Annotated in this window: 22 protein-coding genes; 13 read left to right on the forward strand and 9 right to left on the reverse strand. The window is 74.4% G+C overall.

The features are described from left to right. Positions 1 to 108 precede the first annotated feature (108 nt). Positions 109 to 2,691: an ABC transporter permease gene (locus tag IE95_RS0111605; protein ID WP_030151793.1), complete on the reverse strand. Its 2,583-nt coding sequence runs from the start codon at positions 2,689 to 2,691 to the stop codon at positions 109 to 111. After that, the gene (locus tag IE95_RS0111610) at positions 2,691 to 3,524 is read right to left on the reverse strand and encodes an ABC transporter ATP-binding protein (RefSeq protein WP_084690186.1); all 834 of its coding nucleotides are present in this window, start codon (positions 3,522 to 3,524) and stop codon (positions 2,691 to 2,693) included. Before IE95_RS0111610 ends, IE95_RS0111605 begins: the two co-directional genes overlap by 1 nt. Positions 3,525 to 3,707: 183 nt before the next feature. On the opposite strand from IE95_RS0111610, the gene IE95_RS0111615 reads away from it, so the two are divergent. The 3 genes from IE95_RS0111615 to IE95_RS0111625 all read left to right on the forward strand — a co-directional run bounded on the left by IE95_RS0111615 (position 3,708) and on the right by IE95_RS0111625 (position 7,672). Next, on the forward strand, positions 3,708 to 5,360 hold the full coding sequence (locus tag IE95_RS0111615) for a DUF5979 domain-containing protein (protein WP_129429566.1): 1,653 nt from the start codon (positions 3,708 to 3,710) through the stop codon (positions 5,358 to 5,360). 70 nt (positions 5,361 to 5,430) lie between these two features. After that, a complete protein-coding gene (locus IE95_RS0111620) occupies positions 5,431 to 6,465 on the forward strand; it encodes a Gfo/Idh/MocA family protein (RefSeq protein WP_051703037.1) in 1,035 nt (344 codons plus the stop codon). A gap of 112 nt (positions 6,466 to 6,577) precedes the next feature. Beyond that, positions 6,578 to 7,672 (forward strand): Gfo/Idh/MocA family protein, encoded by a 1,095-nt coding sequence (locus tag IE95_RS0111625; protein ID WP_084690170.1) that lies wholly within the window; start codon positions 6,578 to 6,580, stop codon positions 7,670 to 7,672. A 29-nt stretch (positions 7,673 to 7,701) separates the two neighbouring features. Here IE95_RS0111625 and IE95_RS0111630 read toward each other — a convergent pair whose 3' ends face one another. Then, positions 7,702 to 7,926 carry a hypothetical protein gene (locus IE95_RS0111630; protein WP_030151798.1) on the reverse strand — a complete coding sequence of 75 codons (225 nt, stop codon included), beginning with the start codon at positions 7,924 to 7,926 and terminating at the stop codon, positions 7,702 to 7,704. 88 nt (positions 7,927 to 8,014) lie between these two features. Between IE95_RS0111630 and IE95_RS0111635 the strand changes: the two genes are divergently transcribed. Then, positions 8,015 to 8,500 (forward strand): MarR family winged helix-turn-helix transcriptional regulator, encoded by a 486-nt coding sequence (locus IE95_RS0111635; protein ID WP_030151799.1) that lies wholly within the window; start codon positions 8,015 to 8,017, stop codon positions 8,498 to 8,500. Here the strand turns inward: IE95_RS0111635 and IE95_RS0111640 are convergent. Continuing rightward, on the reverse strand, positions 8,497 to 8,964 hold the full coding sequence (locus IE95_RS0111640) for a GNAT family N-acetyltransferase (protein ID WP_240666249.1): 468 nt from the start codon (positions 8,962 to 8,964) through the stop codon (positions 8,497 to 8,499). The genes IE95_RS0111635 and IE95_RS0111640 overlap by 4 nt on opposite strands. A gap of 66 nt (positions 8,965 to 9,030) precedes the next feature. Here IE95_RS0111640 and IE95_RS19655 point away from each other — a divergent pair, with 66 nt between their 5' ends. Next, on the forward strand, positions 9,031 to 10,131 hold the full coding sequence (locus tag IE95_RS19655) for an FUSC family protein (protein WP_051703038.1): 1,101 nt from the start codon (positions 9,031 to 9,033) through the stop codon (positions 10,129 to 10,131). A 7-nt stretch (positions 10,132 to 10,138) separates the two neighbouring features. Here the strand turns inward: IE95_RS19655 and IE95_RS0111650 are convergent, their stop codons facing one another. Beyond that, positions 10,139 to 10,870 carry an HAD-IA family hydrolase gene (locus IE95_RS0111650; RefSeq protein ID WP_084690172.1) on the reverse strand — a complete coding sequence of 244 codons (732 nt, stop codon included), beginning with the start codon at positions 10,868 to 10,870 and terminating at the stop codon, positions 10,139 to 10,141. Positions 10,871 to 10,955: 85 nt separating this feature from the next. Between IE95_RS0111650 and tmk the strand changes: the two genes are divergently transcribed. Both tmk and IE95_RS0111660 read left to right on the forward strand, forming a co-directional pair. Then, positions 10,956 to 11,741, forward strand: coding sequence for a dTMP kinase (gene tmk / locus IE95_RS0111655; RefSeq protein ID WP_420819387.1), 786 nt, complete (start codon positions 10,956 to 10,958; stop codon positions 11,739 to 11,741). Continuing rightward, positions 11,738 to 12,874: a DNA polymerase III subunit delta' gene (locus IE95_RS0111660; protein WP_030151804.1), complete on the forward strand. Its 1,137-nt coding sequence runs from the start codon at positions 11,738 to 11,740 to the stop codon at positions 12,872 to 12,874. Before tmk ends, IE95_RS0111660 begins: the two co-directional genes overlap by 4 nt. A gap of 21 nt (positions 12,875 to 12,895) precedes the next feature. Here the strand turns inward: IE95_RS0111660 and IE95_RS0111665 are convergent, their stop codons facing one another. Next, a complete protein-coding gene (locus IE95_RS0111665) occupies positions 12,896 to 13,273 on the reverse strand; it encodes a winged helix-turn-helix transcriptional regulator (protein ID WP_030151805.1) in 378 nt (125 codons plus the stop codon). A gap of 106 nt (positions 13,274 to 13,379) precedes the next feature. Here IE95_RS0111665 and IE95_RS0111670 point away from each other — a divergent pair, with 106 nt between their 5' ends. The 4 genes from IE95_RS0111670 (at position 13,380) to IE95_RS0111685 (ending at position 16,663) form a co-directional block, all read left to right on the forward strand. Next, on the forward strand, positions 13,380 to 14,288 hold the full coding sequence (locus IE95_RS0111670) for an NAD-dependent epimerase/dehydratase family protein (RefSeq protein WP_030151806.1): 909 nt from the start codon (positions 13,380 to 13,382) through the stop codon (positions 14,286 to 14,288). A gap of 79 nt (positions 14,289 to 14,367) precedes the next feature. Continuing rightward, positions 14,368 to 14,982 (forward strand): hypothetical protein, encoded by a 615-nt coding sequence (locus IE95_RS0111675; RefSeq protein ID WP_030151807.1) that lies wholly within the window; start codon positions 14,368 to 14,370, stop codon positions 14,980 to 14,982. Positions 14,983 to 15,112: 130 nt separating this feature from the next. After that, a complete protein-coding gene (locus tag IE95_RS0111680) occupies positions 15,113 to 15,787 on the forward strand; it encodes a histidine phosphatase family protein (protein ID WP_030151808.1) in 675 nt (224 codons plus the stop codon). A 186-nt stretch (positions 15,788 to 15,973) separates the two neighbouring features. Beyond that, positions 15,974 to 16,663: a PAS and ANTAR domain-containing protein gene (locus IE95_RS0111685; RefSeq protein WP_051703039.1), complete on the forward strand. Its 690-nt coding sequence runs from the start codon at positions 15,974 to 15,976 to the stop codon at positions 16,661 to 16,663. 18 nt (positions 16,664 to 16,681) lie between these two features. Here the strand turns inward: IE95_RS0111685 and IE95_RS0111690 are convergent, their stop codons facing one another. From IE95_RS0111690 to IE95_RS0111700, 3 genes are all read right to left on the reverse strand, one after another. Continuing rightward, entirely contained in the window at positions 16,682 to 17,071 is a 390-nt protein-coding gene (locus IE95_RS0111690) for a nuclear transport factor 2 family protein (protein ID WP_030151810.1), read from the reverse strand. Between the two features lie 67 nt (positions 17,072 to 17,138). Next, positions 17,139 to 18,026, reverse strand: a complete 888-nt coding sequence (locus tag IE95_RS0111695; protein WP_030151811.1) for an alpha/beta fold hydrolase — start codon at positions 18,024 to 18,026, stop codon at positions 17,139 to 17,141. Positions 18,027 to 18,177: 151 nt separating this feature from the next. Next, entirely contained in the window at positions 18,178 to 19,500 is a 1,323-nt protein-coding gene (locus IE95_RS0111700) for an MFS transporter (protein ID WP_084690176.1), read from the reverse strand. A 71-nt stretch (positions 19,501 to 19,571) separates the two neighbouring features. Here IE95_RS0111700 and IE95_RS0111705 point away from each other — a divergent pair, with 71 nt between their 5' ends. Both IE95_RS0111705 and IE95_RS0111710 read left to right on the forward strand, forming a co-directional pair. Next, complete coding sequence (locus IE95_RS0111705) at positions 19,572 to 20,522, forward strand: LysR family transcriptional regulator (RefSeq protein WP_084690177.1); 951 nt, start codon at positions 19,572 to 19,574, stop codon at positions 20,520 to 20,522. Between the two features lie 105 nt (positions 20,523 to 20,627). Beyond that, on the forward strand, positions 20,628 to 21,194 hold the full coding sequence (locus IE95_RS0111710) for a hypothetical protein (protein ID WP_030151814.1): 567 nt from the start codon (positions 20,628 to 20,630) through the stop codon (positions 21,192 to 21,194). Positions 21,195 to 21,204: the final 10 nt, after the last annotated feature.

Genomic DNA, 21,204 nt, shown 5'->3' on the forward strand with positions numbered 1-21,204 from the left:
GTCGCTCCTCGCGGACCGCCGACACCTCGACGCTATGTCGAGGCACGCCCGACCGCCCGGTGGGGCCGTGTGACGTCCGTCGTCGTCCCGCCGTCCGAGACGTGGTGGTCAGTCGACCGTGACGGCCTCCAGCACGGGCAGGCGTGAGGCCCGGATGCCCGGCCAGACGCTCGCGACGAGCCCGATCACGACGGCGAGCCCCAGGACCGCGAGCACCTGGCCCCAGGGGATCGCGAGACTCGTGAGGCCCTGCTCGGCGAGCACCCCCGGCAGGGCGGCCGCGATCGCGATGCCCGTGAGCACGCCCAGCACCGTACCGTAGACCGCGGTCAGGACCGACTCGATCGTGATGATGCCCGCGAGCTGGAGGCGTCCGAGCCCCACTGCGCGCAGCAGCCCGATCTCCCGCGTGCGCTCGATGATCGACAGCGCGAGCGTGTTGACGATGCCGAGCAGCGCGATGACGATCGACAGCCCGAGCAGCGCGTAGAGGATCACGAGGACCTGGTCCACCTGCGCCGCGGCCGCGTTGGCGAGGTCCTCGCGGTCGAGCACCGAGACCACGAGGAAGGGCTTGACGGCCTCGGTGAGCGCGGCGCGCAGCTCGGTGGTCGTGGTCCCCGGGGCGGCCGTGACGTACACGGCGTACGTCGGGATCTCGGCGGCCCCGACGTCCGCGTACGTCGCGTCGGCGAGGACCACGTCGGACGAGATGACCTGGGTGTCGATGATCGCCCCGACGCTCACGTCCTGCGTCCGGGTGCCGTCGTCGCTCGTGAGGGTCAGGGAGTCGCCGACCGCCCAGCCGTGGTCGCGCGCAGCGGTCCGGCGCACCACCGCCTCGCCGTCGGCGAGGGCCTGGTCGGGGTCGCCCTCGACCACGGGCGCGTCGAGCGCCTCGGTGAAGAACCCGGGCGGCACGACCGTGGCCCCGCTGGGCTCGCCCGCGACGTCGAGCGTCCCGAGCCGCAGCGGGAGCGCCTGCCCGACGGCGGGGAGCCCGGTCACGGCGTCGGTGACCCCTGGGGGGAGCGCACCCGTGGCGGCGGCGGCCTGGACCACGTAGTCGGCCCGCACCTGCTCGTCGACGATCGACCGGACCGAGGCCTGCGTCGAGGCGGCGATGACCCCGGTCGCGCTCACGAGGGCCATCCCGATCAGCAGCGCCCCGGCCGTGTTCGAGGTGCGGCGGGGGCTGCGCGTGACGTTGCCGCGCGCCAGTCGGCCGAGGGGGCGGATCGCGGCCACGGCGGGCACGGCGAGCACCGTGATGACGGCACCGGCGATCGCGGGGGACAGGACGAGGACACCCACGAGCGCGGCGCTCGCGCCGACCGCGAGCAGGACCCGTGGGTTGAGGTCGTCGACCACTGCCCACCCGGTCGGGTCGGCCGAGGCCGAGCTCCCCAGCCGTGAGGCCAGGATCAGGAGCCCTGCGCCGACCACCACCAGCACCAGCCCGACCACCGCCCGGGTGCCGGTCCCGCGGTCCGGTGCGACGTCGTCGTGCATGGCCTGGACCGGGGGAGTCAGGGCCGCGCGACGGCCCGGGACCGCGGCCGCGACCACGCTCACCAGGACCCCGAGCGAGATCGCGATCACGACAGAGGTCGCGCTCAACGGCACACGACCCGAGAGCTCCAGGCCCGTCGAGCCGAACACCGCGCGCAGGCCGCTGACCAGCACCCGGCCCAGCACCACACCCGTCGCCGCGCCGATGATCCCGACCGCGACGGCCTGCGCCAGGATCGACGCGAACACCTGCGCGGGCGAGGCCCCGAGAGCCCGCAGCAGGGCGAACTCGCGCTGACGCTCGCGCACCGACATCGCGAACGTGTTGGCGATGATGAAGGCACCCACGAACAGCGCGATGGCGGCGAAGACCAGCAGGAACGTCTCGACGAAGCCGAGGATCTGCTCGACACCCTGGCGGGCCTCTTCACGCAGGGCCTCACCCGTGAGGGACTCCGCACCTGCCGGGAGGACCTCGGCCACGCGCCCGGCCAGCACCTCCTCGGACACGTCGCCCGCGGCGTAGACCGAGATCGTGGGGACCGTGCCGTCGGGGGCGTAGGTCGCGAGCGCGGTCGCGGGGTCGAGCCCCACGAGGATGGTGCCGGCCGCTGCCGCCTCGATCGCGAAGATCCCCGTCACTGTGACGGGCTGGGGGGCTCCCGCCAGGACCACGGTCGTCGCGTCCCCCGTCGTCAGGTCGGCGGCCGACGCGGCGCTCTCCTCCAGGGCGATCTCGGCAGGCCCCACGGGCCACGCGCCGCCCGCGAGCGTCACGGTCGGCTCGTCGGGCCCCACCGCGATCCCGATGCTCGGCGGACCCGACGTCGTGACGGCCGTGCCGTCCGCCGCGACGAGGACGATCGTGCCCGACGCGTCGGGCACGGCGCGCGCGACGCCGTCGACCCCCGCGACCGTGTCCGCGAGGGAGACCGGCACCGGGGAGTGCGGCGTCCCGAACGTGCTGCCCGCCGTCGTGGAGTCGTCGATCTCCTCGGCGCCGCGCACGTACACGTCGGCCACGAGCGTCGTCGCGATGATCTCGTCGAACGTCGAGGACAGCATCGCGCGGAACGTGAACGTCCCCACGACGAACGCGACCCCGAGCATCACCGCGAGCGTCGACAGCAGGAAACGGACGAGGTGCGCCCGGACCCCGCGCAGCGCGACCCGCAGCATCAGTCCTCCTCCGCCTGCCCGAGAGCGTCGAGGATGTCGCGCCGCGTCGGGGCCGCGAGGTCGGCCGTGATCTGCCCGTCGGTCAGGAACAGGACCCGGTGCGCGTACGAGGCCGCGCGCGGGTCGTGCGTGACCATGACGACCGTCTGTCCCAGCTCGTCGACCGACCTCCGCAGGAACCCCAGGACCTCCGCGGACGAGCGCGAGTCGAGGTTGCCCGTCGGCTCGTCGGCGAACACCACGGACGGACGCGACACCAGGGCCCGCGCGCACGCGACCCGCTGCTGCTGCCCGCCCGAGAGCTCGGCCGGCCGGTGGTGCAGTCGGTCGCCCAACCCCACGGCACCGACGACCTCGTCGAACCACGCCCGGTCCACCGGGACCCGGGCGATGTCGAGCGGGAGCGTGATGTTCTCCGCGGCCGTGAGCGTCGGAACCAGGTTGTACGACTGGAACACGAACCCGATCCGCGTCCGCCGCAGGCCCGTGAGGCGGCGCTGCGAGAGGCGGCTCACCTCGGTCCCGTCGATCACGACCCGGCCCGACGTCGGCGAGTCCAGGCCCGCCATGCAGTGCATGAGCGTCGACTTGCCCGAGCCTGACGGCCCCATGATCGCCGTGAGCTCGGCCGCACGGAAGTCCACGTCGACCCCGTCGAGCGCACGCACGACCGTCTCGCCCTGGCCGTACGTCTTGACGAGGTCGCGCGCCCAGGCCGCCGTCCCGTCAGGCGCGGCCGGGGGCAGCGTGGTCGCGTGACCGGTCGCCGGGCGGGCGGGTGCAGGTGGGCCGGATGGGCCGGGTGAGCCGGGCGGGGACGTGGCGGGTTCCATCGGGGCTCCCTTCGGTCGGAACGTCTCCATCGTGGCCCCTGCGGTGGGTGACGTGCGACACGTCCGCGGATCTCGCGTCAAGACACCGACGCGGCGCGGTCCTCCCCCTTGCCACGGACCACCGGCCCGTGCGACCCGACGGCTCGCCCCCCGGACCGCCGGGCACCACCCGAGGAGCCCATCATGACGAACAACACTCAGGCCGGATCCCCCCGGCACGCGGCGGTGCTCGCCGCGCCCCCCACGACCGCGCCCCCCACGACCGCGCCCCCTACGACGGCGCCCCCCACGCTCGCGTGGCGCCTGCTGTCGACGGCGCTCGCGGCCCTGCTCGTGCTCGTGGGCGTCGTCGCGATGCCCCGCACAGCGTCCGCCGCCGAGCTCGACGCCATCAAGACGGTCACGATCACGCAGCCCCTGGACGAGGTGCACCTGTGGCAGTCGCTCCGGATCGAGGCCACCTGGGCCGTGCCGGACGGCTCGCGCGCCGGGGACACATTCACGCTGGCGTTCCCTGACTCGCCTCGTGTGACGGGGTTCGCACAGTCTTTCGACCTCACGACGCCCGCCGGCGCGGTCGTCGGGACGTGCGACGTGACGCAGGACGGCTTCGTGTGCACGCTCAGCCCGTTCGTCGAGACCGCGACCAACGTCCACGGCACGCTGTTCTTCTACGCGCAGGTCAGCAGCGTGGGCGAGGGCGGCACGTTCGCGTTCACCACGGGCGACGAGGTGGTGATCGAGGTTCCCGTGCCGGGCGGCGAGGTCATCCCCGGGAGCGGCTGGTCCGCCCCGGAGCAGCCCGTCAAGGGCGGTTGGGTCAGCACGGACGGCAGGACCGCCGTCTGGGAGGTCTACGTGCCGAGCGAGTTCCTCGCCGCCTCGGCCGGTGGCCCCGTGGTCGTGACCGACACCTACGACTCGCGGCTGACCATGCGTGACGACTCGCTCGCCGTCGCGTACGTCCCGCTGGCCGACTGGAACGACGGCGACTACGGCTCGAGCGCGGTACGCCTCAGCCCCGGGACGGGGTACGTCTACACCCCGGACGCGGCCGGCTCGTCGTTCGACCTGACGTTCGTCGACCCCGTCACGGACGGCTCGCGCATGTACATCTTCACCTACCGGATGTCGCTGCCCGCGGACGTGCAGGACGGCGACACGTTCGCCAACCAGGTCGCGGGCAGCACCGGATGGGACGACCAGCGGGTGCTCGAGTACGCGGCGGCCGGTGGTGACGGCAACGGTGACGGCAACGGCGAGCTCCGCCTGACCAAGCACGTCACGGGCGAGGGGGCGGCGTCGGTCCCGGCGGGCACCGCGTTCACCGTCGACTACACGACGGACCGGAACGGCGAGACGACGTCGGGCAGCCTCACGGCGACCGACGGTGCGACGGTCACGATCCCCGGTCTCGCCGCCGGGACGGTCGTGACCCTGCGCGAGGTCTCGCCCGCAGCGATCGACGGTGTGACCTGGGGCGAGCCCGTGTTCTCGGGCGAGGGGGTGACCCCGGTCGAGGGTGGCGCGCAGGTCACGGTCGGTGCGGAGGGCGTGGTCGAGGTCGCGCTCGACAACCCTGTCACCCCGGTGGACCTGACGTCCCCGCCGGTCCCGCCGACGACGGTGCCCCCCGTGGCGACGCCGCCCGCCTCGGTCGTCCCGCCGACCAGGACGCCGACGGTCGAGGCGACTCCGAGGGCGACGGAGAAGCCCGCGCACGGTGCGCTCGCCACGACGGGTGCGACGGTCGGCCTGGCCGCGGGTGCGGCCGTGCTGCTGGTCGGCGCCGGGGCCACGCTCGTGGCGCTGCGCCGTCGGGGGTCGAGCGCCTGACGACACGATGACGGCTGCGGCCCTGGGGCGGACCGGTCGGTCCGCCCCGGGGCCGCAGTAGCGTGGGCGCATGGTCTCTCACGCAGTGGTGAACGTGCTCGACGCCGTGCCCGACCCGGGGGACGCCCCGCCCGTGCGCTGGGGGATCCTGGGGGCGGGGAGGATCGCGGGCTCGTTCGCCGACGAGGTGCGGGCGTTCACGCAGGGCCACGTGGCGGCCGTGGGGTCGCGTGACGCGCACCGGGCGCGGGACTTCGCGCAGCGGCACGCGCCCTCGGCGACGGTGCACGGCTCGTACGAGGCCCTCGTCGCGGACCCCGAGGTGGACGTCGTGTACGTGGCGACCCCGCACTCGCACCACCGCGAGCACGGGCTGCTGGCCATCGCGGCGGGCAAGCCCGTGCTCGTGGAGAAGGCGTTCACGCGCAACGAGGCCGAGGCGCGCGAGGTCCTGGACGCGGCGCGGGCTGCGGGCGTGTTCGTCATGGAGGCCGTGCTCACGCGGCACCTGCCGCACGTCGCCGCGATCCGCGCGCTGATCGCGCAGGGGGAGATCGGCGAGGTCCGGTCGGTCACGGCGTCGTACGGCTCGAACGCGGTGTACGACCCGGCGAGCCGCCTCTTCGCGCCCGAGCTCGCGGGCGGCGCGCTGCTGGACATCGGGATCTACCCGCTCGCGTTCGCGACGGACCTCCTGGGCATGCCCGACGACGTCACGGCCGTCGGTCTGCAGGCTCCCACCGGGGTGGACGCCCAGTCGACCGTGGTGCTGCGGTACGGCGACCGGGCGACGGCCACGGCCTCGTCGTCGGTCCTGGCGCAGTCGGCGACGTCGCTCGTGGTCGCGGGCACGGGCGGCCGGATCGAGGTCGTGGACCGGTTCATGGTGCCCACGACGTTCAGCGTGGTGTGGGCCGACGGTGCGCGGCGCGAGTACGACGGGTACGCGACGGGGGCCAAGCAGTACGAGGCGGCCGAGGTCGCGCGCTGCCTCGCGGCGGGGCTGACCGAGAGCCCGCGCATGACGTGGCAGGACACGCTCGACCTGATGCGGGTCATGGACGTGGCGCGCGCGCAGCTGGGGGTCGTGTACCCGGGGGAGTAGCGGTGTCGAGAAGGAGGTGGGGGCCGTTCACAGGCCGGCCCATCTGGGCTCCGCGCGACCACACCTCGGGCAATCACCCGTGGCAGCGTTCTCACGGGGTTAGCGTGAACCCATGAGCAACGACGCCCGCACCGCGGCACCGACCGACCAGCCTGCCTCCCTGCCCGACCTCGTCGCGACCGCCGCCGACCTGCCCGAGGTGGTCTCCGGCGTCGTGCCCGATCCGCGGAGCGCTCCCACCGTCCGCTGGGGGATCCTGGGCGCCGGGAACATCGCCGGGTCGTTCGCCGAGGCCGTGCGCGACCACACGCGGGCGCGTGTCGTGGCCGTCGGCTCGCGCGACCGTGTCCGGGCCGAGCGCTTCGCGACCGAGCGCGGCATCCACACGACCCACGCCGACTACACCGAGCTCGTCGAGGATCCGCAGGTCGACGTCGTGTACGTCGCGACACCCCACTCGCACCACCGGGACCACGCGCTGCTCGCCATCGCCGCGGGCAAGCACGTCCTGGTCGAGAAGGCGTTCACGCGCAACGAGGCCGAGGCGCGAGAGGTCCTCGACGCCGCGCGGGCCGCGGGCGTGTTCGTCATGGAGGCCATGTGGACGCGGTTCCTGCCGCACGTCGCGGCGCTGCGCGGGGTGATCGCGCGCGGGGAGATCGGGGAGATCGTCAACGTCAGCGCCGACCACGGCCAGTTCTTCCCGTTCGACCCCGAGCACCGGCTCTACGCGCCCGACCTCGCGGGTGGCGCGCTGCTCGACCTGGGCGTGTACCCCGTGTCGTTCGCGCACGACGTGCTGGGGGCGCCGTCGTCGGTCACCGCGGTCGGCGCGCTGACCGAGACGGGCGTCGACGGCCAGCTCGGCATCACGCTCGGGTACGGCCGGGCCATGGCGACGCTGTCGACGACCCTGTGGTCGCAGACGCCCAACGTCGCGTCGATCTCCGGGACAGCGGGACGCATCGAGATCGAGGGCACGTTCTACGCCCCGACGTCGTTCCGTGTGGTCCGGCACGACGGCGCGCAGTGGCGCTACGAGGGCTTCCGGGGCGAGGGCAAGCAGTACCAGGCGGCCGAGGTCGCGCGCTGCGTCGAGGCCGGCCTGACCGAGAGCCCGCGCATGACGTGGCAGGGCACGCTCGACGTCATGCGGACCATGGACGAGGTCCGCCGCCAGACGGGCGTGGTCTACCCGAACGAGTGACCTGGGTGCGTCGAGAACGGGGGGCGGGCTCAGTCTGCCGTCGGGGTGTCCGTGTGCTCGACGACGTAGCTGCGGCCGTCGGGGCCCGTCACGTACTCGAAGCGCGTCTTGAGCTCGCGCTCGCGCTCGGCCTCGGCTGCGGAGACGCCGCGCCCCGCCGAGCCCTGCTTCCCGACCTGTGCTGGGCCGAAGATCGGCAGGAACGTCTCGGTCATGCGCAGGCCCAGGGGGCGTCGTCGCTGCTTGTCGGCCATGCGCCTCTCCTCTCGAGAACGGTTCAAGTAGATGGTGCACCAATGATTGGTGTGCCAAGCATAAGGGAGATCTGGCTACGATGACGACATGACCACCTCGATCGACAGCGCCCCGCTGCCCCGAACCGACCCGCTCGCGCTCGAGTCCCAGGTCTGCTTCGCGCTGTCGGCCGGCGCCCGCGCGATGGTCGCCATGTACAAGCCGCTGCTCGAACCCCTGCGCCTGACCCACCCGCAGTACCTCGTGATGCTCGCGCTGTGGCAGGACGCCGCGGTCGGCGAGCGCACCACGGCCACGTCGCTCGCCGAGCGGCTCCACCTGGACCCCGGCACGCTCTCGCCGCTCGTGCGACGCCTCGAGACCACGGGGTACCTCACGCGATCGCGCAACGAGCACGACGGCCGCGTCGTCGACGTCACGCTGACCCCGGCCGGGCGCGAGCTCCGCACCCAGGCCGAGAAGGTGCCGCCCGCGATCACCGCCGCGACGGGCCTGACCCTCGACGAGCTCATGGAGGTCCACGCCGCGGCCTCGAAGGTCGTGTCCGCCGCGCTGCGCGCCGGCGTGATCTAGCCCAGGCGCCCGTCCCCGGGCGACATGTCGTACGTGACCCACGGGGTCGCCGTCGCGACCGAGTCGTAGAGCCGCCTGGCCGTGGCGTTCGCCGGGTCGGTGATCCACCGCACGACGCTCGCCCCCAGGTCCCCGGCGTGCACCCCGACGGCCCCGAGCAGCAGACGCCCGACACCGGCCCCTCGCGCCGCCTGGGCGACGAACAGGTCGTCGAGCCAGCACCCGTGCGACCCGTCGAGCGGGCGCTCGAACGTCCGCAGCACCGCGATGCCGCCCAGGCGTGCCCCGTCGGTGGCGACGAGACCGCGGACCCCCGAGGCGCCGTCGTGCAGCCAGGACCAGACCAGGGCGTCCCGCGCCGCGTCCGCGGGCAGCTCGTAGAACGCGCGGTAGCCCGCGTACAGGTCGAGCCACTCGTGCTCGTCGTCGAGGAGGACGGGGCGCACCCGCCAGGTCGTCGTCACGGCGACACCGTACCCACCCGGAGCCCGCCCCTGCGGACCCGTCCCAGCCGTGCCTAGGGTGGCGCGATGACGACCGACTCCGTGCCCCGGTCGCCCCGGGCGAGCCGAGCCCGCGGCCTGGGCGCCGCCGCGCTCCGCCAGTGGCACCTGCACCCCCGGTGGGCCATGGCGCTGCGCGGCGCCGTGGCGGCCGCCGTCGCCTGGGTCGTCGGGATCGTGCTGCCGCAACCCTTCTCGGACTACCCGTACTACGCGCCCCTCGGGGCGGTCGTGGCGACCACGAGCACCGTGGCCCGATCCGTCCGCGAGTCCCTCCAAGCGGTCGGAGCGATCGTCGTCGGGGCGCTCGTGGCGCGCGGCGTGGACCTCGTGCTCGCGCCCAGTGCGCTGTCGGTCGCGCTCGTCGTCGCCGTGGCGATCCTCGTCGCGGGGTGGGGGCTCCTGGGTGACATGGGGTCGTGGGCCGTGACCTCGGCGCTGTTCGTCCTCATCATCGGGAACGCGGACAAGGTCGGGTACACGGGGGCGTACATCGGCCTGGTCCTGGTCGGGGCGCTGGTCGGGATCGGCATCAACCTGCTCTTCCCGCCGCTGCCCCTCGTGGCGTCCGACGTCGACCTCGACCGGCTCAGGGACGCGCTCGCGGACCAGCTCGACCACCTCGCGGACGGGCTCGACAGCGACGTCGCGCCCTCTCCCGAGGAGTGGGACGAGCGGCGGCTGCTCCTCGGGCCAGTGGTCGACCGGTCGCAGCGGTCCGCCGAGCAGGCGCGCGAGGCGGCGCACATCAACCGTCGGGCCCGCCGGTACGCCGAGACGACCCGCGCACAGGGGTCCCGGGCGAGCGCGCTGGGTGTCACGTCGTCGGTCGTCGGGGACCTGACCCGGCTCGTCACGGGCTGGGAGCGGCAGGACCGTGACGCGCTCGCGTTCGGCCGGTCCCTGCGGCCGCTCGTGCGTGACGCCCTGCGCGCGTACGCGGACGCCGTGCGGTCGACGGCCGGGACGCTCGCGGACCCCGAGGCGCTCGGCCACGTCCAGGACGCGGCCGAGCGGCTGCGGCAGGCGGTGCACGACGTGCGCAGCGGGTCGGACGAGGACTACTTCGTCGCGGGGGCGACCGTGCTCGCGATCCGGCGCGGGGTCGCGGCCCTGGGCGAGGGGTAGGCGCCGGTCAGGCGTCGGTCACGCTGATCGACCCGTCCTGCCCGACGGCGAAGCGCACCTGGTCGAGCCCGCTCGCGCCCGCGTCGGGAGCCACGGCGGACCGCGCGAGCTGGGCGAGCGTGTGCGTGCCCTCGACGACGAGCACCGCGCACCCCGCCGCCCGGCCCGCGGCGACACCGGCGGGCGCGTCCTCGACCACGAGGCACCGCGACGGGTCGACGCCGAGCCGCTCGGCGCCCAGCAGGAACGGGTCCGGGTCGGGCTTGCCGTGCGTGACGTCGTCGGCCGTGACCACGACCGCGGGCGGCACGAGGCCCGACGCCCCGATGCGCGCCGCCGCGAGCGGGCGCGTGCACGACGTGACGATCGCCTGACGTGTCGCGGGGAGCGACGCGAACGCGTCGACCGTGCCCGGGAGGACGCGCACGCCCTCGGTGTCGTGGAGCTCGAGGTCGTGGATGCGGTGGTACGCCTCCTCGACCAGGTCGGCGGGCAGGAGGCGCGCGATGAACGTCCGCGCCGGGGTGCCGTGCTCGATCTGGAACGTGTCCGCGTCCGGCAGGCCGTACTCGTGCGCCCAGCGGCGCCAGTTCCGGTCGACCGCGGGCACCGAGTCGATCAGGGTGCCGTCCATGTCGAACAGGATCGCGTCGAACGTGCGCCCCGCGAACGCGACCCCCGGGCTCGGGAGCGCGGGGGAGTCGGGGAGGTCGGGGCCGGGTACGGGGAGGACGGACATGCCACCGAGGCTACCGGCCGCGCCCGGCGGCCCGTCCCGTGCCGTGCGACCTTCCCTCGTCGGGTGGCCAGACTATCGTGGGCGCGTGAGCACACCCGGTTACTTCATCTCGTTCGAGGGCGGCGACGCCGTCGGCAAGTCCACCCAGTCCCGTCTTCTGGGGCAGTGGTTGGGCGAGCTGACCGGCCGCGAGGTCGTGCTGACCCGCGAACCAGGTGGCACCGAGCTGGGCGTCGAGCTGCGTCAGGCCGTGCTGCACGGCAGGGACATGGACGCCCGCACCGAGGCCCTCATCTACGCGGCGGACCGTGCGCACCACGTCGCGCACCTGGTCCGGCCCGCGCTCGAGCGCGGCGCCGTGGTCGTCACGGACCGCTACCTCGACTCGTCGGTCGCGTACCAGTCGGGTGGCCGCGAGCTGGGGGTCGACGAGGTCGAGCTCATCTCGCTGTGGGCCGTGCAGGGGCTCATGCCGCACGTGACCGTCCTGCTGGACCTCGACCCCGCGGTCGCGGCCGAGCGGCTGCAGGGGAAGCCCGACCGCTTGGAGAGCGCGGGGATCGACTTCCACCGCCGTACCCGCGAGGCCTTCCTCAGGCGCGCTGCCGCGGACCCCGAGCGGTGGGTCGTGATCGACGCGACCGCGTCGATCGACGACATCCAGGCCCAGATCCGGGTGGACCTCGCGGCGCGGCTCGAGCTCACACCCGTGGTCGAGGAGGCCGAGGACACGATCGAGGCGCTGCCCGACGACGGGTTCGACGACTCCGACTCCGCGATCGGCTACGCCCCGGACCTCGCGGACCTGCCGGTCACGCGCCCCGTGACGCACCCGGCGCCCGGTCCCGCTGCCGGGACGGCCGCGCCGTGACGGTCTGGGACGACGTCGTCGGGCAGGAGCACGCGGTCGAGATGCTCTCGGCCGCGGCGACCGACCCCGCGGCCATGACCCACGGGTGGCTCCTGACCGGCCCGCCCGGCTCGGGGCGGTCCAACGCGGCCCGGGCGTTCGCCGCCGCGCTGCAGTGCGAGCAGGGCGGGTGCGGCGTGTGCCAGGCGTGCACCACGACGCTCGCGGGGACGCACGCCGACGTGACGATCGTCGCGACCGAGAAGGTGACCATCGCGATCGACGAGGTCCGCGACCTCGTGGGGGTCGCGAGCAGGCGGCCGTCGCAGGGCCGCTGGCGCGTCATCATCGTCGAGGACGCCGACCGCATGGCCGAGCGCACCACGAACGTCCTGCTCAAGGCCATCGAGGAGCCGCCGCCCCGCACGGTCTGGATCCTGTGCGCGCCCAGCCCGCAGGACGTGCTGGTGACGATCCGGTCCCGCTGCCGGGGCGTCGCGCTGCGGGTCCCCCCGGTCGAGGCCGTCGCGCGCCTGCTCGTCGCGCGGGACGGCGTCGACCCGGTCGTCGCCGAGGCCGCGGCGCGTGCCGCGCAGAGCCACATCGGCCTCGCCCGGCGCCTGGCCCGGGACGGCAAGGCGCGCGAGCGCAGGTCGTCGGTGCTGGCGCTCGCACGCCGCATCCGTGGCGTCGGGGACGCCGTGGTCGCCGCGGGCGAGCTCGTCGAGGTCGCGCAGGCCGAGGCCAAGGCCGCGACCGAGGAGCGGGACGCGATCGAGAAGGCCGAGCTCCTGCGCGCCCTGGGCGTCGAGCCGGGCGGCACCATGCCACCCCGGCTCCGGTCCCAGCTCACCGACCTCGAGAAGGACCAGAAGCGGCGCGCGACCCGCCACCAGCGTGACGTCCTCGACCGGTCCATGCTGGACCTGCTCTCGCTCTACCGCGACGTGCTCGTGGTCCAGCTCGGTGCGCAGGTCGACCTCGTCAACGCCGAGCTCGCGGAGACCGTGCGGGCGCTCGCGGAGGACTCGACGCCCGAGCAGACGGTGCGCCGTATGGATGCGATCGGCGTGGCGCGCGAGCGGCTCGGCGGCAACGTGGCGCCGCTGCTCGCGCTCGAGGCCATGGCGATCGCGCTCCGCCCGCAGGGCTGAGCGGGTCGGCGGGGGCCGGCCTCAGACCGTCGACGCCTCGCGCGCCGCGGCGATCCGGTCGCCGTGGATCTCGCACCAGGCGCGGATCGCGTCGACGGGTTCGAGCAGCGAGCGCCCCAGGTCGGTCAGGGTGTACTCGACGCGCGGCGGCACCTCGGCGTAGACGGTGCGGGTCACGATCCCGTCGCGTTCGAGCGAGCGGAGGGTCTGCGTGAGGACCTTGGGGGTCACGGCGCCGATCTTGTCGCGCAGCTCACCGAAGCGCAGCGTGCCGGGTCGCAGCGCCATGAGGACGAGCAGGGTCCACTTGTCGCCCAGGCGCTCGACGACGAGCCGTGAGGGGCACGCCGGCGAGAACACGTCGGGGATCTCCTGGACCGGGACCGCAACAGTATCCATCAGGTAATAATGGCACGTTGAAGTCATTGGTACCCGCTGGATACTGTCGGCCCATCGCGACGCGCCAGGCGTCGCCGGCACCCCGGGTGGGGTCGAGGAGGCTGACATGAAGGTTCTGCTCACGGGCGGCACGGGCTACATCGGGTCCGCGGTGCTGACCGCGCTCACGGCGCACGGGCACGAGGTGACGGCCCTCGTCCGCAGCGAGGGTTCCGCGCGCAGGGTCGAGGCCGCGGGCGCGACGCCCGTGGTCGCCGACATCACCGACCCGACCGCGGTCGCCGCGCTCCTCGCCGACGTCGACGCGGCGGTCCACGCCGCAGCCGCGAGCGACGGCACGAGCCCCGCGATCGACACCTCGGTCGTCGACGCGGTCCTCGCGACCTTCGACGGCACGACCAGGCCGTTCGTCCACACGGGCGGCATCTGGGTCTACGGGGACGGGGACGCGATCGTCGAGGACTCGCCCCTGGACCCGCCCGCGATCGTCGCGTGGCGCGTCCCGATCGAGGAGCGCCTCCTCACCGCCGCGGCCCAGGGCGGCGTGGTCGCCTCGGTCGTCGTCCCGGGCGTCGTGCACGGCCACGGGGCCGGCATCCCGGCGCTCCTCGCAGGAGCCCCGCGCACCGGGCCCGACGGCGCCGCGCTCACCCTGGTCGGCAGCGGCACCCAGCACTGGGCGACGGTCCACGTCGACGACCTCGCCGAGCTCTACGTGCTCGCGCTCGAGCAGAGGCTCACGGGTCGCCTCCTGGGCACGAGCGACGACAGCGTCACGGTCGCCGACCTCACGCGGGCCGCGAGCCGCGCTGCCGGGCTGGGTGGCGCCGTCGGGCCGGAGAGCGACGACGCGAGCCGCGAGCGCCTCGGCGTGCCCTTCGCCGACGCGCTCCTGCTCGACCAGCGCGCCGCGACCACGACGCGCTCGCGTGCGGCGGGCTGGTCGCCCACGCGACCGTCGCTCGCCCAGGAGCTCGAGACCGGGAGCTACGCGCCCGCCCCCGCGGCGCACTGAGGCCCACCGGGCCGGGGCTGGACGCGGCCCCGGCCCTCCGGGAAGATGTGGCGACCCGCCCCGCGACGAGAGCGAGACCATGGCCGACACTGCTTCCCCCCGGACGCCCGACCGTCGCGAGACCCGCGCCCGGGACGAGGGCAGGGCCGGTGCGCTCGCCCTGACGGGTGCCGTGATCGCCTGGGGCCTTGCGCTCATCCACCTCGTCAACGGCTTCACCCGGCCGCTCGGGCTCGTCGACGTGCGCCTTCTCGACGCCGCCAGGGCCACCGGTGCCGCGGAGGTCGGGACCGACGAGGTCGGGGTGACCGCCGTCCTGGGGGAGTCCATGCCCTGGACCGACGTCTACCTCCACCGCCCTCTCGACAAGATCGACCTGATCGCGTTCTTCGCGCTGGTCGGCGTGGCGTTGTTCCTCACCTACCTGCTCGCCCGGCGAGGCCCGCGCGGAGCGCGCGCCGTCCTGGACGGCACGGCGACGGCCCGCTGGCTCGGGATCGCGCTCGTCGCGGTGGGCGTCGTGCCGGCGCTCGCCCAGGAGCAGGGGACCCTCGTGCGCCTCGCCGACGCCGGGCTCTCGGACGTCCTCGCCCCGGCCCACCCGGACCTCGGGTGGGGGTGGGTCGTCGCGGGGATCGGCGTGACGTTCGTGGTCCCGGCCCTTCGGAAGGCGTCGCGGCGGGGGCGCGACTGACGGTCCGGGACGCACACGACGTTCATCCGATCGTCGTGCGGGCGCCCCGCCGAGGACACCGCGGCGCCGGACGTCGGGGCTAGCGTCGCGAGCGACAACGCACCGGACCACCGGAAAGGGCACTTCGACGATGACCCTCACACTGACGCTCGTCCGCCACGGCCAGACCGTCCTCAACGCCCGCCGCCACCTGCAGGGTGCGTGCGACTCGCCGCTCACGCGGACGGGCCGAGCGGGGGTGCGCGTCACCGCGCAGCACCTCTCGCGCCACGAGTTCGACGCCGCCTACTCCTCGCCCCAGGGGCGCGCCGTGCTCACGGCGATCGAGATCCTGCGCCACCACCCCGACCTGAGGCTCTCGGTCGACGAGGACCTGCGCGAGCTGTCCTTCGGCACGTTCGAGCGACGGCCCGAGCGAGAGCTCGACGCGGTCGTCCCCTGGAGCACCCTCGTGCCCGCGGTGCTCGCGGGCACCCACCCGGGCATCGGCGGGGGAGAGCCCGGCGCCGCGTTCATGGCGCGCGTGCGGGCGGTCCTCGGTCGGATCGTCGCCGCGCACGACGACGCGGCGGGCCCGGGCGCGGACCGTGACGAGCACGTGCTCGTCGTGGGCCACGGGCTGACGCTGGGCGCGATGCTCGCGACGATCCAGCCGACCGGGCTGGTCGCGCTGCCCAACGCCTCGGTCTCGACGGTCGAGGTCTCGGGTGGTGTCGCGCGCGTCGTCACCGCGGGGGTCGACGTCGCCGGGCACGGATCGGTCGCTGCACGACCGGCCCCGTCCGTGGTGCCCTTGTCGGCCTGACGCCCGCCCGACGGCGCCGCTCACCTCCTCGGGGTGGGCGGCGCCGTCGGGCGTCCGGTCCCCGTGGTGCGCCCAGCGGCGGGCACCGGGCGGCGTCCTGTTGCGCTCCGACCGGGCGTGCCTACCATCGGAAGGGATGGGCCCGGGCGGAGGGCAGCCGCCGGAGGACTGGGGAGTGTCCACGTGATGGCACAGGACGAGAACGACAAGGACGGCCGCGACCTCGAAGCAGCCCTGCTCGCCGGAGGGCCGCAACCCGTCGCGCGCTACACGCTCGACGTGCCCACCGGCCGGTGGTGGTGGTCCGACGAGCTGTTCGAGATGCACGGCTTCGCGCCCCACGAGGTCGTCCCGACGACCCAGCTCATGCTCGCCCACAAGCACCCCGAGGACGTGGCCCGGGTGGCCGGGGTCCTCGCGGACGTCACGCGCACCGGCGACCCCTTCAGCTGTACGCACCGGATCGTCGACGCCACCGGGCGCACCCGGATCCTCGGGGTGGTCGGCCAGGGCGACGTCGACCCGGCGACCGGTGAGGTCACCCAGGTCGCGGGCTACTTCATGGACCTCACCGACTCGCAGGAGGCCCTCGCCCAGGCGCACGCGTCCCGCGCGGTCTCGGCGTCCGCGGCCCGGCGGGCGACGATCGAGCAGGCCAAGGGCGCGCTCATGGTCGTCTACGGCCTCGACGACGACGAGGCGTTCGAAGTTCTGCGACACCACTCGTCGGTCACCAACGAACCCGTGCGCGAGCTCGCCGCGCGGCTGCTCGCGAGCCTCGCGGGCGGCACCGACGGCTCGTCGCTCACCCGCGAGGACCTGGACCACTTCTTCGAGGTCCCTCGGCCACCGACCCGGACGAGCCAGGCGGGGTAGGCGCGCCGTCGGGCTGCCTCAGGCCGAGGGCGTGCCCCCTGAGGCGGTGTCCGGCTTGCTGGGCCAGTACGCCCACTCCGCGAAGTCCGCGACGCGGCCGTCGTCCGCGAACCGCAGGATCCACAGGTCGCGGTACTCCTGCGGCCTCGGCCCTGCGTAGCGGACCTCGACACGGACGACGGCCGCGAGACCGTCGACCGCGACGGGCTGGGCCGTCATGGTGAACGTCTCCCCGGCGTCGGCGAGCCAGAAGTCGCGGATCGCGTCGTGCCCGCGCAGCGGGTCGTCGTAGGGCGACCGCGCATAGGTGGCGTCCTCGGTGAACAACGACGCGACGGCCCCCCGGTCCTCGCCGCGCCAGGCCGCCTCGTAGGCGGCCACCCAGGTCATGACGGACTCGCGGTCCATGCTTACCTCCGGGAGTGTGTCCCGGCCGGCCGAGCACCCGGTGGACGGAGCCCGGCCGACCGGCGGGTCAACGGACGTCCGTCCCTTCGAGGATCGTGCGGAGCGTGGACGCGAACCCGTCCGGGTCGCCGGGCATGCCGTACTCGTCCCCCATGAAGCCGCCGTGCCCGCTCGGGAACGCGACGGCCTCGGTGCCGATGTTCTTCGCGACCTCGCGGGCCGCGCGAGCAGCCATCTGCTCGCCCGACTCCTCGCCGGCCGCCAGGACGACGCGGGTCGAGACGCGGGCCAGCGCGTCGTAGTCGTGCTCGTAGTGGGTGCAGCTGATCAGGTTCTGCCCCAGCAGGGCGTCGTCGCGCGACCCGTCGTCTCCGGTGGGGAGCCCGAACGCGCCCGGGTCGGGCGCAGGCTGGTCGGCGAAGTCGTCGGGGAAGGGGCCCTCCCAGCTCGTGAGGGCGATGAAGTGCGCCATGCCCGCGCCGAACCCCTTGTCCTGGTAGGACCGCGAGACGGCCTGCACCGCGGCGAGCGCCGCGTCACGGTCCGCCAGCGCAGGGCCCGACGGCGGTTCGTGCGCCACGAGCGTCCGCACCTGCTCGGGGTGCTGGGTGACGAGCGCGAGGGCGTTGACCGCCCCGCCGCTGCTCGCCAGGACGTCGACCGGCCCGGCGCCCAGGGCCGCGATCACGAGGTGCAGGTCGTCCGCGTGGTGGTCAGGGGTCACGGGCGCGGACGGGTCGGTGCGGGTGCTGCGGGAGACCCCGCGCGGGTCGTACGTCACGACCGGCCTGTCCGTGAAGTGCGAGGCCAGGGTCACGAACCCGTCGGCGCCCATGGGGGATCCGACGATCAGGAGCACGGGGGTCTCGGGGGTGGCGTCGGCGAGGTTCCCGCGGACGTCGTAGGTGATGGTCGCCCCCGGGGCTTCGAGGGTGCGGGTCTCGATGTCGGTCACGGTCGGGCCTCTCGTCGGGTGCGCGGGACGGTGTGGGCGCCGGCCGTCTCAGCGGTAGGGGACCAAGACCTGCCGCGTCGTCGGAACTCATCGCACCGTCTCGTCCCACCCTGCCTCGCGGGTGGTGGTCGTGCACGGTGAGCGGTCGGGATCAGGCGGGCGATCGACGTCCCGTCCCCGGCGAGGGTGTGAGAACGCCCGGACGGGCGGCTCGTCGCGACGTCCCGGTGGCGGGGGTGCGCAGCGAGCGCGACCCCAGAGTGAGCAGCGGTGCCGTGAGGGTCACCGCGGCGACGAAGACCGCGACCCCGGGCCAGCCCGCGTGCACCCAGGTCACGCCGCCGAGCCAGCCGAGCAGGCTCGACGCGGCGTAGTAGAACGCGTTGTACAGCGAGGTCGCCTGAGCACGTCCCACGACCGCCCGGTGCCCGACCCACCCCGACGCGACCGCGTGCGCGCCGAAGAAGGACGCGGTGAGGACCACGAGCCCCAGCAGGATCAGGGGGACCTGCGGGGTGAGCGTCAGCAGTGACCCGGCGCTCATCGTGGCGCCCGCGACCGCCAGGACCCGTCGGCGTCCCCACCGGACGGTCAGGCTGCCCGCGAGGCGGGAGGACACGGTCCCGCCCAGGTAGGCGAGGAACACGAGCGACGTGACCGCCGGGGACAGCAGGTAGGGCGGTGCCTCGAGGCGGAACCCGAGGTAGTTGTAGATCGTCACGAACCCGCCGATGACGAGGGCGCCGTTGGCGTACAGGACGAGCAGACCGCGGTCGCGCAGGTTCGTCCGGACGAGCGAGCCGACGTGCCGCAGCCCCGCACCGTCCGGCACGAAGCCCCGTGCTCGCGGCGCGAGCGCGACGAACGCGACGGTCGTGAGCACGCACAGCCCCGACACCGTGGCCAGGCCCACGCGCCAGCCGGCGAGCTCGGCGACGCCCGCGGCGAGCACCCGGCCCGCGAGCCCGCCGATCGACACCCCGCCCACGAACATCCCTGCGACGACCGCGGTGTGCGCCGAGTGGATCTCCTCGTGCAGCAGGGTGATCGCGAGCGCCGGCACCCCGCCGAGCGCGGCGCCTTCGAGGAAGCGCCCGGCGACGAGCAGCTCGATCGTGGGTGCGAACGGTGTGAGCAGGCCGATGGTGGTCGCGGCGATCAGGGCGATCCGGATGGCGCGGACGCGGCCGATGCGGTCGGCGACCACGGACCAGGGCAGGACGGCGAGCGCGAGACCCAGCGTCGAGGCCGAGACCGTGAGCGAGGCCGTGGGGGCGGCGATCCGGAGGTCGGAGGAGATCATCGGCAGGATGCCCTGCGGCGAGTAGAGCTGGGCGAACGTCGCGAGTCCTGCGCACACGAGCGCCGCGACCGTTCTGCGGTAGCCCTGGGAGCTGCGCCGGTGCCCTGCCCACGGGGTGGTCGGAGAGGCGACGAGCGCACGGGACGCGGCCGGTGCGGGGGCTGTGGGCATGGGGTCGACGCTAGGAAGCCCGGAGGATTGCGTCCAATGCATGTATCGGCTTCCAGATATACGCTCACAGCATGGATGCTGCGCTGGGTGATGCACTGGACGAAGAGACCCGCCGCCTGCTGCCCCTGCTGCCCGCGTTCGTCGCGGTCGCCGAGGTCGAGCAGGTCACGCTCGCTGCCGCGATGCTCCGCGCCCCGCAACCGACCGTGTCCCGGGCCGTCGCACGCGTCGGCGAGGTGCTGGGCGTGCCCGTGGTCGAACGCCACGGACGCGGCATCCGGCTCACCGACGCAGGTCGCGCCCTCCTGCCGCACGCCCGCCAGGCGCTCGCGGCCCTCGGCGCCGGCGTGGACGCGGTGCGGTCGAGGGAGGCGCTCGCGCGCGGCACGCTGTCGGTCGCGTTCCAGACCTCGCTCGGGGAGTCCGTCGTCCCGGCCCTCATCAAGGAGTTCCTCGCCGACCACCCTGCCGTCCGGTTCACCATGACGCAGGGCGCCCGCCGCTCGTGCCTCGACGCGCTCGACGCGGGCGAGGCCGACATCGCCCTCGTGTCACGCCTGGTCCCGTCCCCGGCAGGCCGCGAGATCCTCACGCTCTTCCAGGAGCCGCTCGTCCTCATCGTCCCGGCGGGGCACGAGCTCGCGCCGCGCCCCGGCGCCACGTTGCGCGAGGCCACCCGCTCGACGTTCATCACGCTCAAGCACGGGTTCGGCCTGCGGGGGACCGTCGACGCGCTGTGCGCCGCGGCGGGCGTGCGCCCGACCATCGGGTTCGAGGGCGAGGACCTGCACACCGTGCGCGGCCTCGTCGCCGCGGGCCTGGGCGTGAGCGTCCTGCCGCCGGCCCGCCACCCCGTGCACGACGTCGTCGAGATCCGCCTCGACGAGCCCGTGCCGTCGCGCGACATCGGCGCGGCCTGGTCGCCCCACAACACCTCGCCGACGCTCGCGGCGTTCGTCGAGATGCTCCGGGCGGGGGTCGTGGACTCCAGCACGCCGGACGGCGGCGCGCCCGTCCGCTGACCGGCGCCGTGTCGCCACGCAAGAACCACGGTCCCCACGACATGATGAGAGTGAGGGGTGCACGCACCGCGGCGCCCGTGCCGAAGCCCGAAGGAGACCCCGCCCATGACATCCCTGCGCCGACTCGCCCCCGCCGTCTCGCTCGTCGCGCTCCTGGCGCTCACCGCGTGCGGGACGGACACCGACTCCGGCGGGAACACCTCGGACACGCCCAGCGCCGAGGAGAGCACCGCGGACGAGACCACGCCCGCCGACGAGTCGCCCGAGGCGCCGCTCGACGCGGCCGACCTGCCGATCGAGGCCGGTGCGAACGGCGTCGACCTGCCCGCGGGGATCGACGCCCCCACCGCTCTCGGCGTCCCCGGTGCGGCGTGGACCGCGCAGGACGGGTACCTGTACGTCGTGACGTTCGGGTCGAGCACGTGCCCGCACATCGCCGAGGGCGACGCGACCCTCGACGGGAGCGACGTCGTCGTGACCTTCCAGAAGGTCGACGAGACCAAGCCCTGCACCATGGACCTGCGCCCCTGGACCACGGTCGTCAAGGCCCCCGAGGGGGTCGACGAGTCGGCCGACGTGACCGTGCGCCTCGACGAGGCGGGGTCGGTCGTGCTGACGCCGCGCGCCGCCGCCGGGCAGGTCGGCGAGGCCGCGTGGGTCGCCCAGTCCTGATCTGGTGACA

The organism is Oerskovia turbata, assembly GCF_000718325.1.
Lineage (GTDB): Bacteria > Actinomycetota > Actinomycetes > Actinomycetales > Cellulomonadaceae > Oerskovia > Oerskovia turbata.

Coding starts and splice junctions, on each gene's coding strand:
- IE95_RS0111605 (WP_030151793.1), bottom strand. CDS start 2,691: ATGCTGCGGGTCGCGCTGCGCGGGGTCCGGGCGCACCTCGTCCGTTTC.
- IE95_RS0111610 (WP_084690186.1), bottom strand. CDS start 3,524: ATGGAACCCGCCACGTCCCCGCCCGGCTCACCCGGCCCATCCGGCCCA.
- IE95_RS0111615 (WP_129429566.1), top strand. CDS start 3,708: ATGACGAACAACACTCAGGCCGGATCCCCCCGGCACGCGGCGGTGCTC.
- IE95_RS0111620 (WP_051703037.1), top strand. CDS start 5,431: ATGGTCTCTCACGCAGTGGTGAACGTGCTCGACGCCGTGCCCGACCCG.
- IE95_RS0111625 (WP_084690170.1), top strand. CDS start 6,578: ATGAGCAACGACGCCCGCACCGCGGCACCGACCGACCAGCCTGCCTCC.
- IE95_RS0111630 (WP_030151798.1), bottom strand. CDS start 7,926: ATGGCCGACAAGCAGCGACGACGCCCCCTGGGCCTGCGCATGACCGAG.
- IE95_RS0111635 (WP_030151799.1), top strand. CDS start 8,015: ATGACCACCTCGATCGACAGCGCCCCGCTGCCCCGAACCGACCCGCTC.
- IE95_RS19655 (WP_051703038.1), top strand. CDS start 9,031: ATGACGACCGACTCCGTGCCCCGGTCGCCCCGGGCGAGCCGAGCCCGC.
- IE95_RS0111650 (WP_084690172.1), bottom strand. CDS start 10,870: ATGTCCGTCCTCCCCGTACCCGGCCCCGACCTCCCCGACTCCCCCGCG.
- IE95_RS0111665 (WP_030151805.1), bottom strand. CDS start 13,273: ATGGATACTGTTGCGGTCCCGGTCCAGGAGATCCCCGACGTGTTCTCG.
- IE95_RS0111670 (WP_030151806.1), top strand. CDS start 13,380: ATGAAGGTTCTGCTCACGGGCGGCACGGGCTACATCGGGTCCGCGGTG.
- IE95_RS0111675 (WP_030151807.1), top strand. CDS start 14,368: ATGGCCGACACTGCTTCCCCCCGGACGCCCGACCGTCGCGAGACCCGC.
- IE95_RS0111680 (WP_030151808.1), top strand. CDS start 15,113: ATGACCCTCACACTGACGCTCGTCCGCCACGGCCAGACCGTCCTCAAC.
- IE95_RS0111685 (WP_051703039.1), top strand. CDS start 15,974: ATGGCACAGGACGAGAACGACAAGGACGGCCGCGACCTCGAAGCAGCC.
- IE95_RS0111690 (WP_030151810.1), bottom strand. CDS start 17,071: ATGGACCGCGAGTCCGTCATGACCTGGGTGGCCGCCTACGAGGCGGCC.
- IE95_RS0111700 (WP_084690176.1), bottom strand. CDS start 19,500: ATGCCCACAGCCCCCGCACCGGCCGCGTCCCGTGCGCTCGTCGCCTCT.
- IE95_RS0111705 (WP_084690177.1), top strand. CDS start 19,572: ATGGATGCTGCGCTGGGTGATGCACTGGACGAAGAGACCCGCCGCCTG.
- IE95_RS0111710 (WP_030151814.1), top strand. CDS start 20,628: ATGACATCCCTGCGCCGACTCGCCCCCGCCGTCTCGCTCGTCGCGCTC.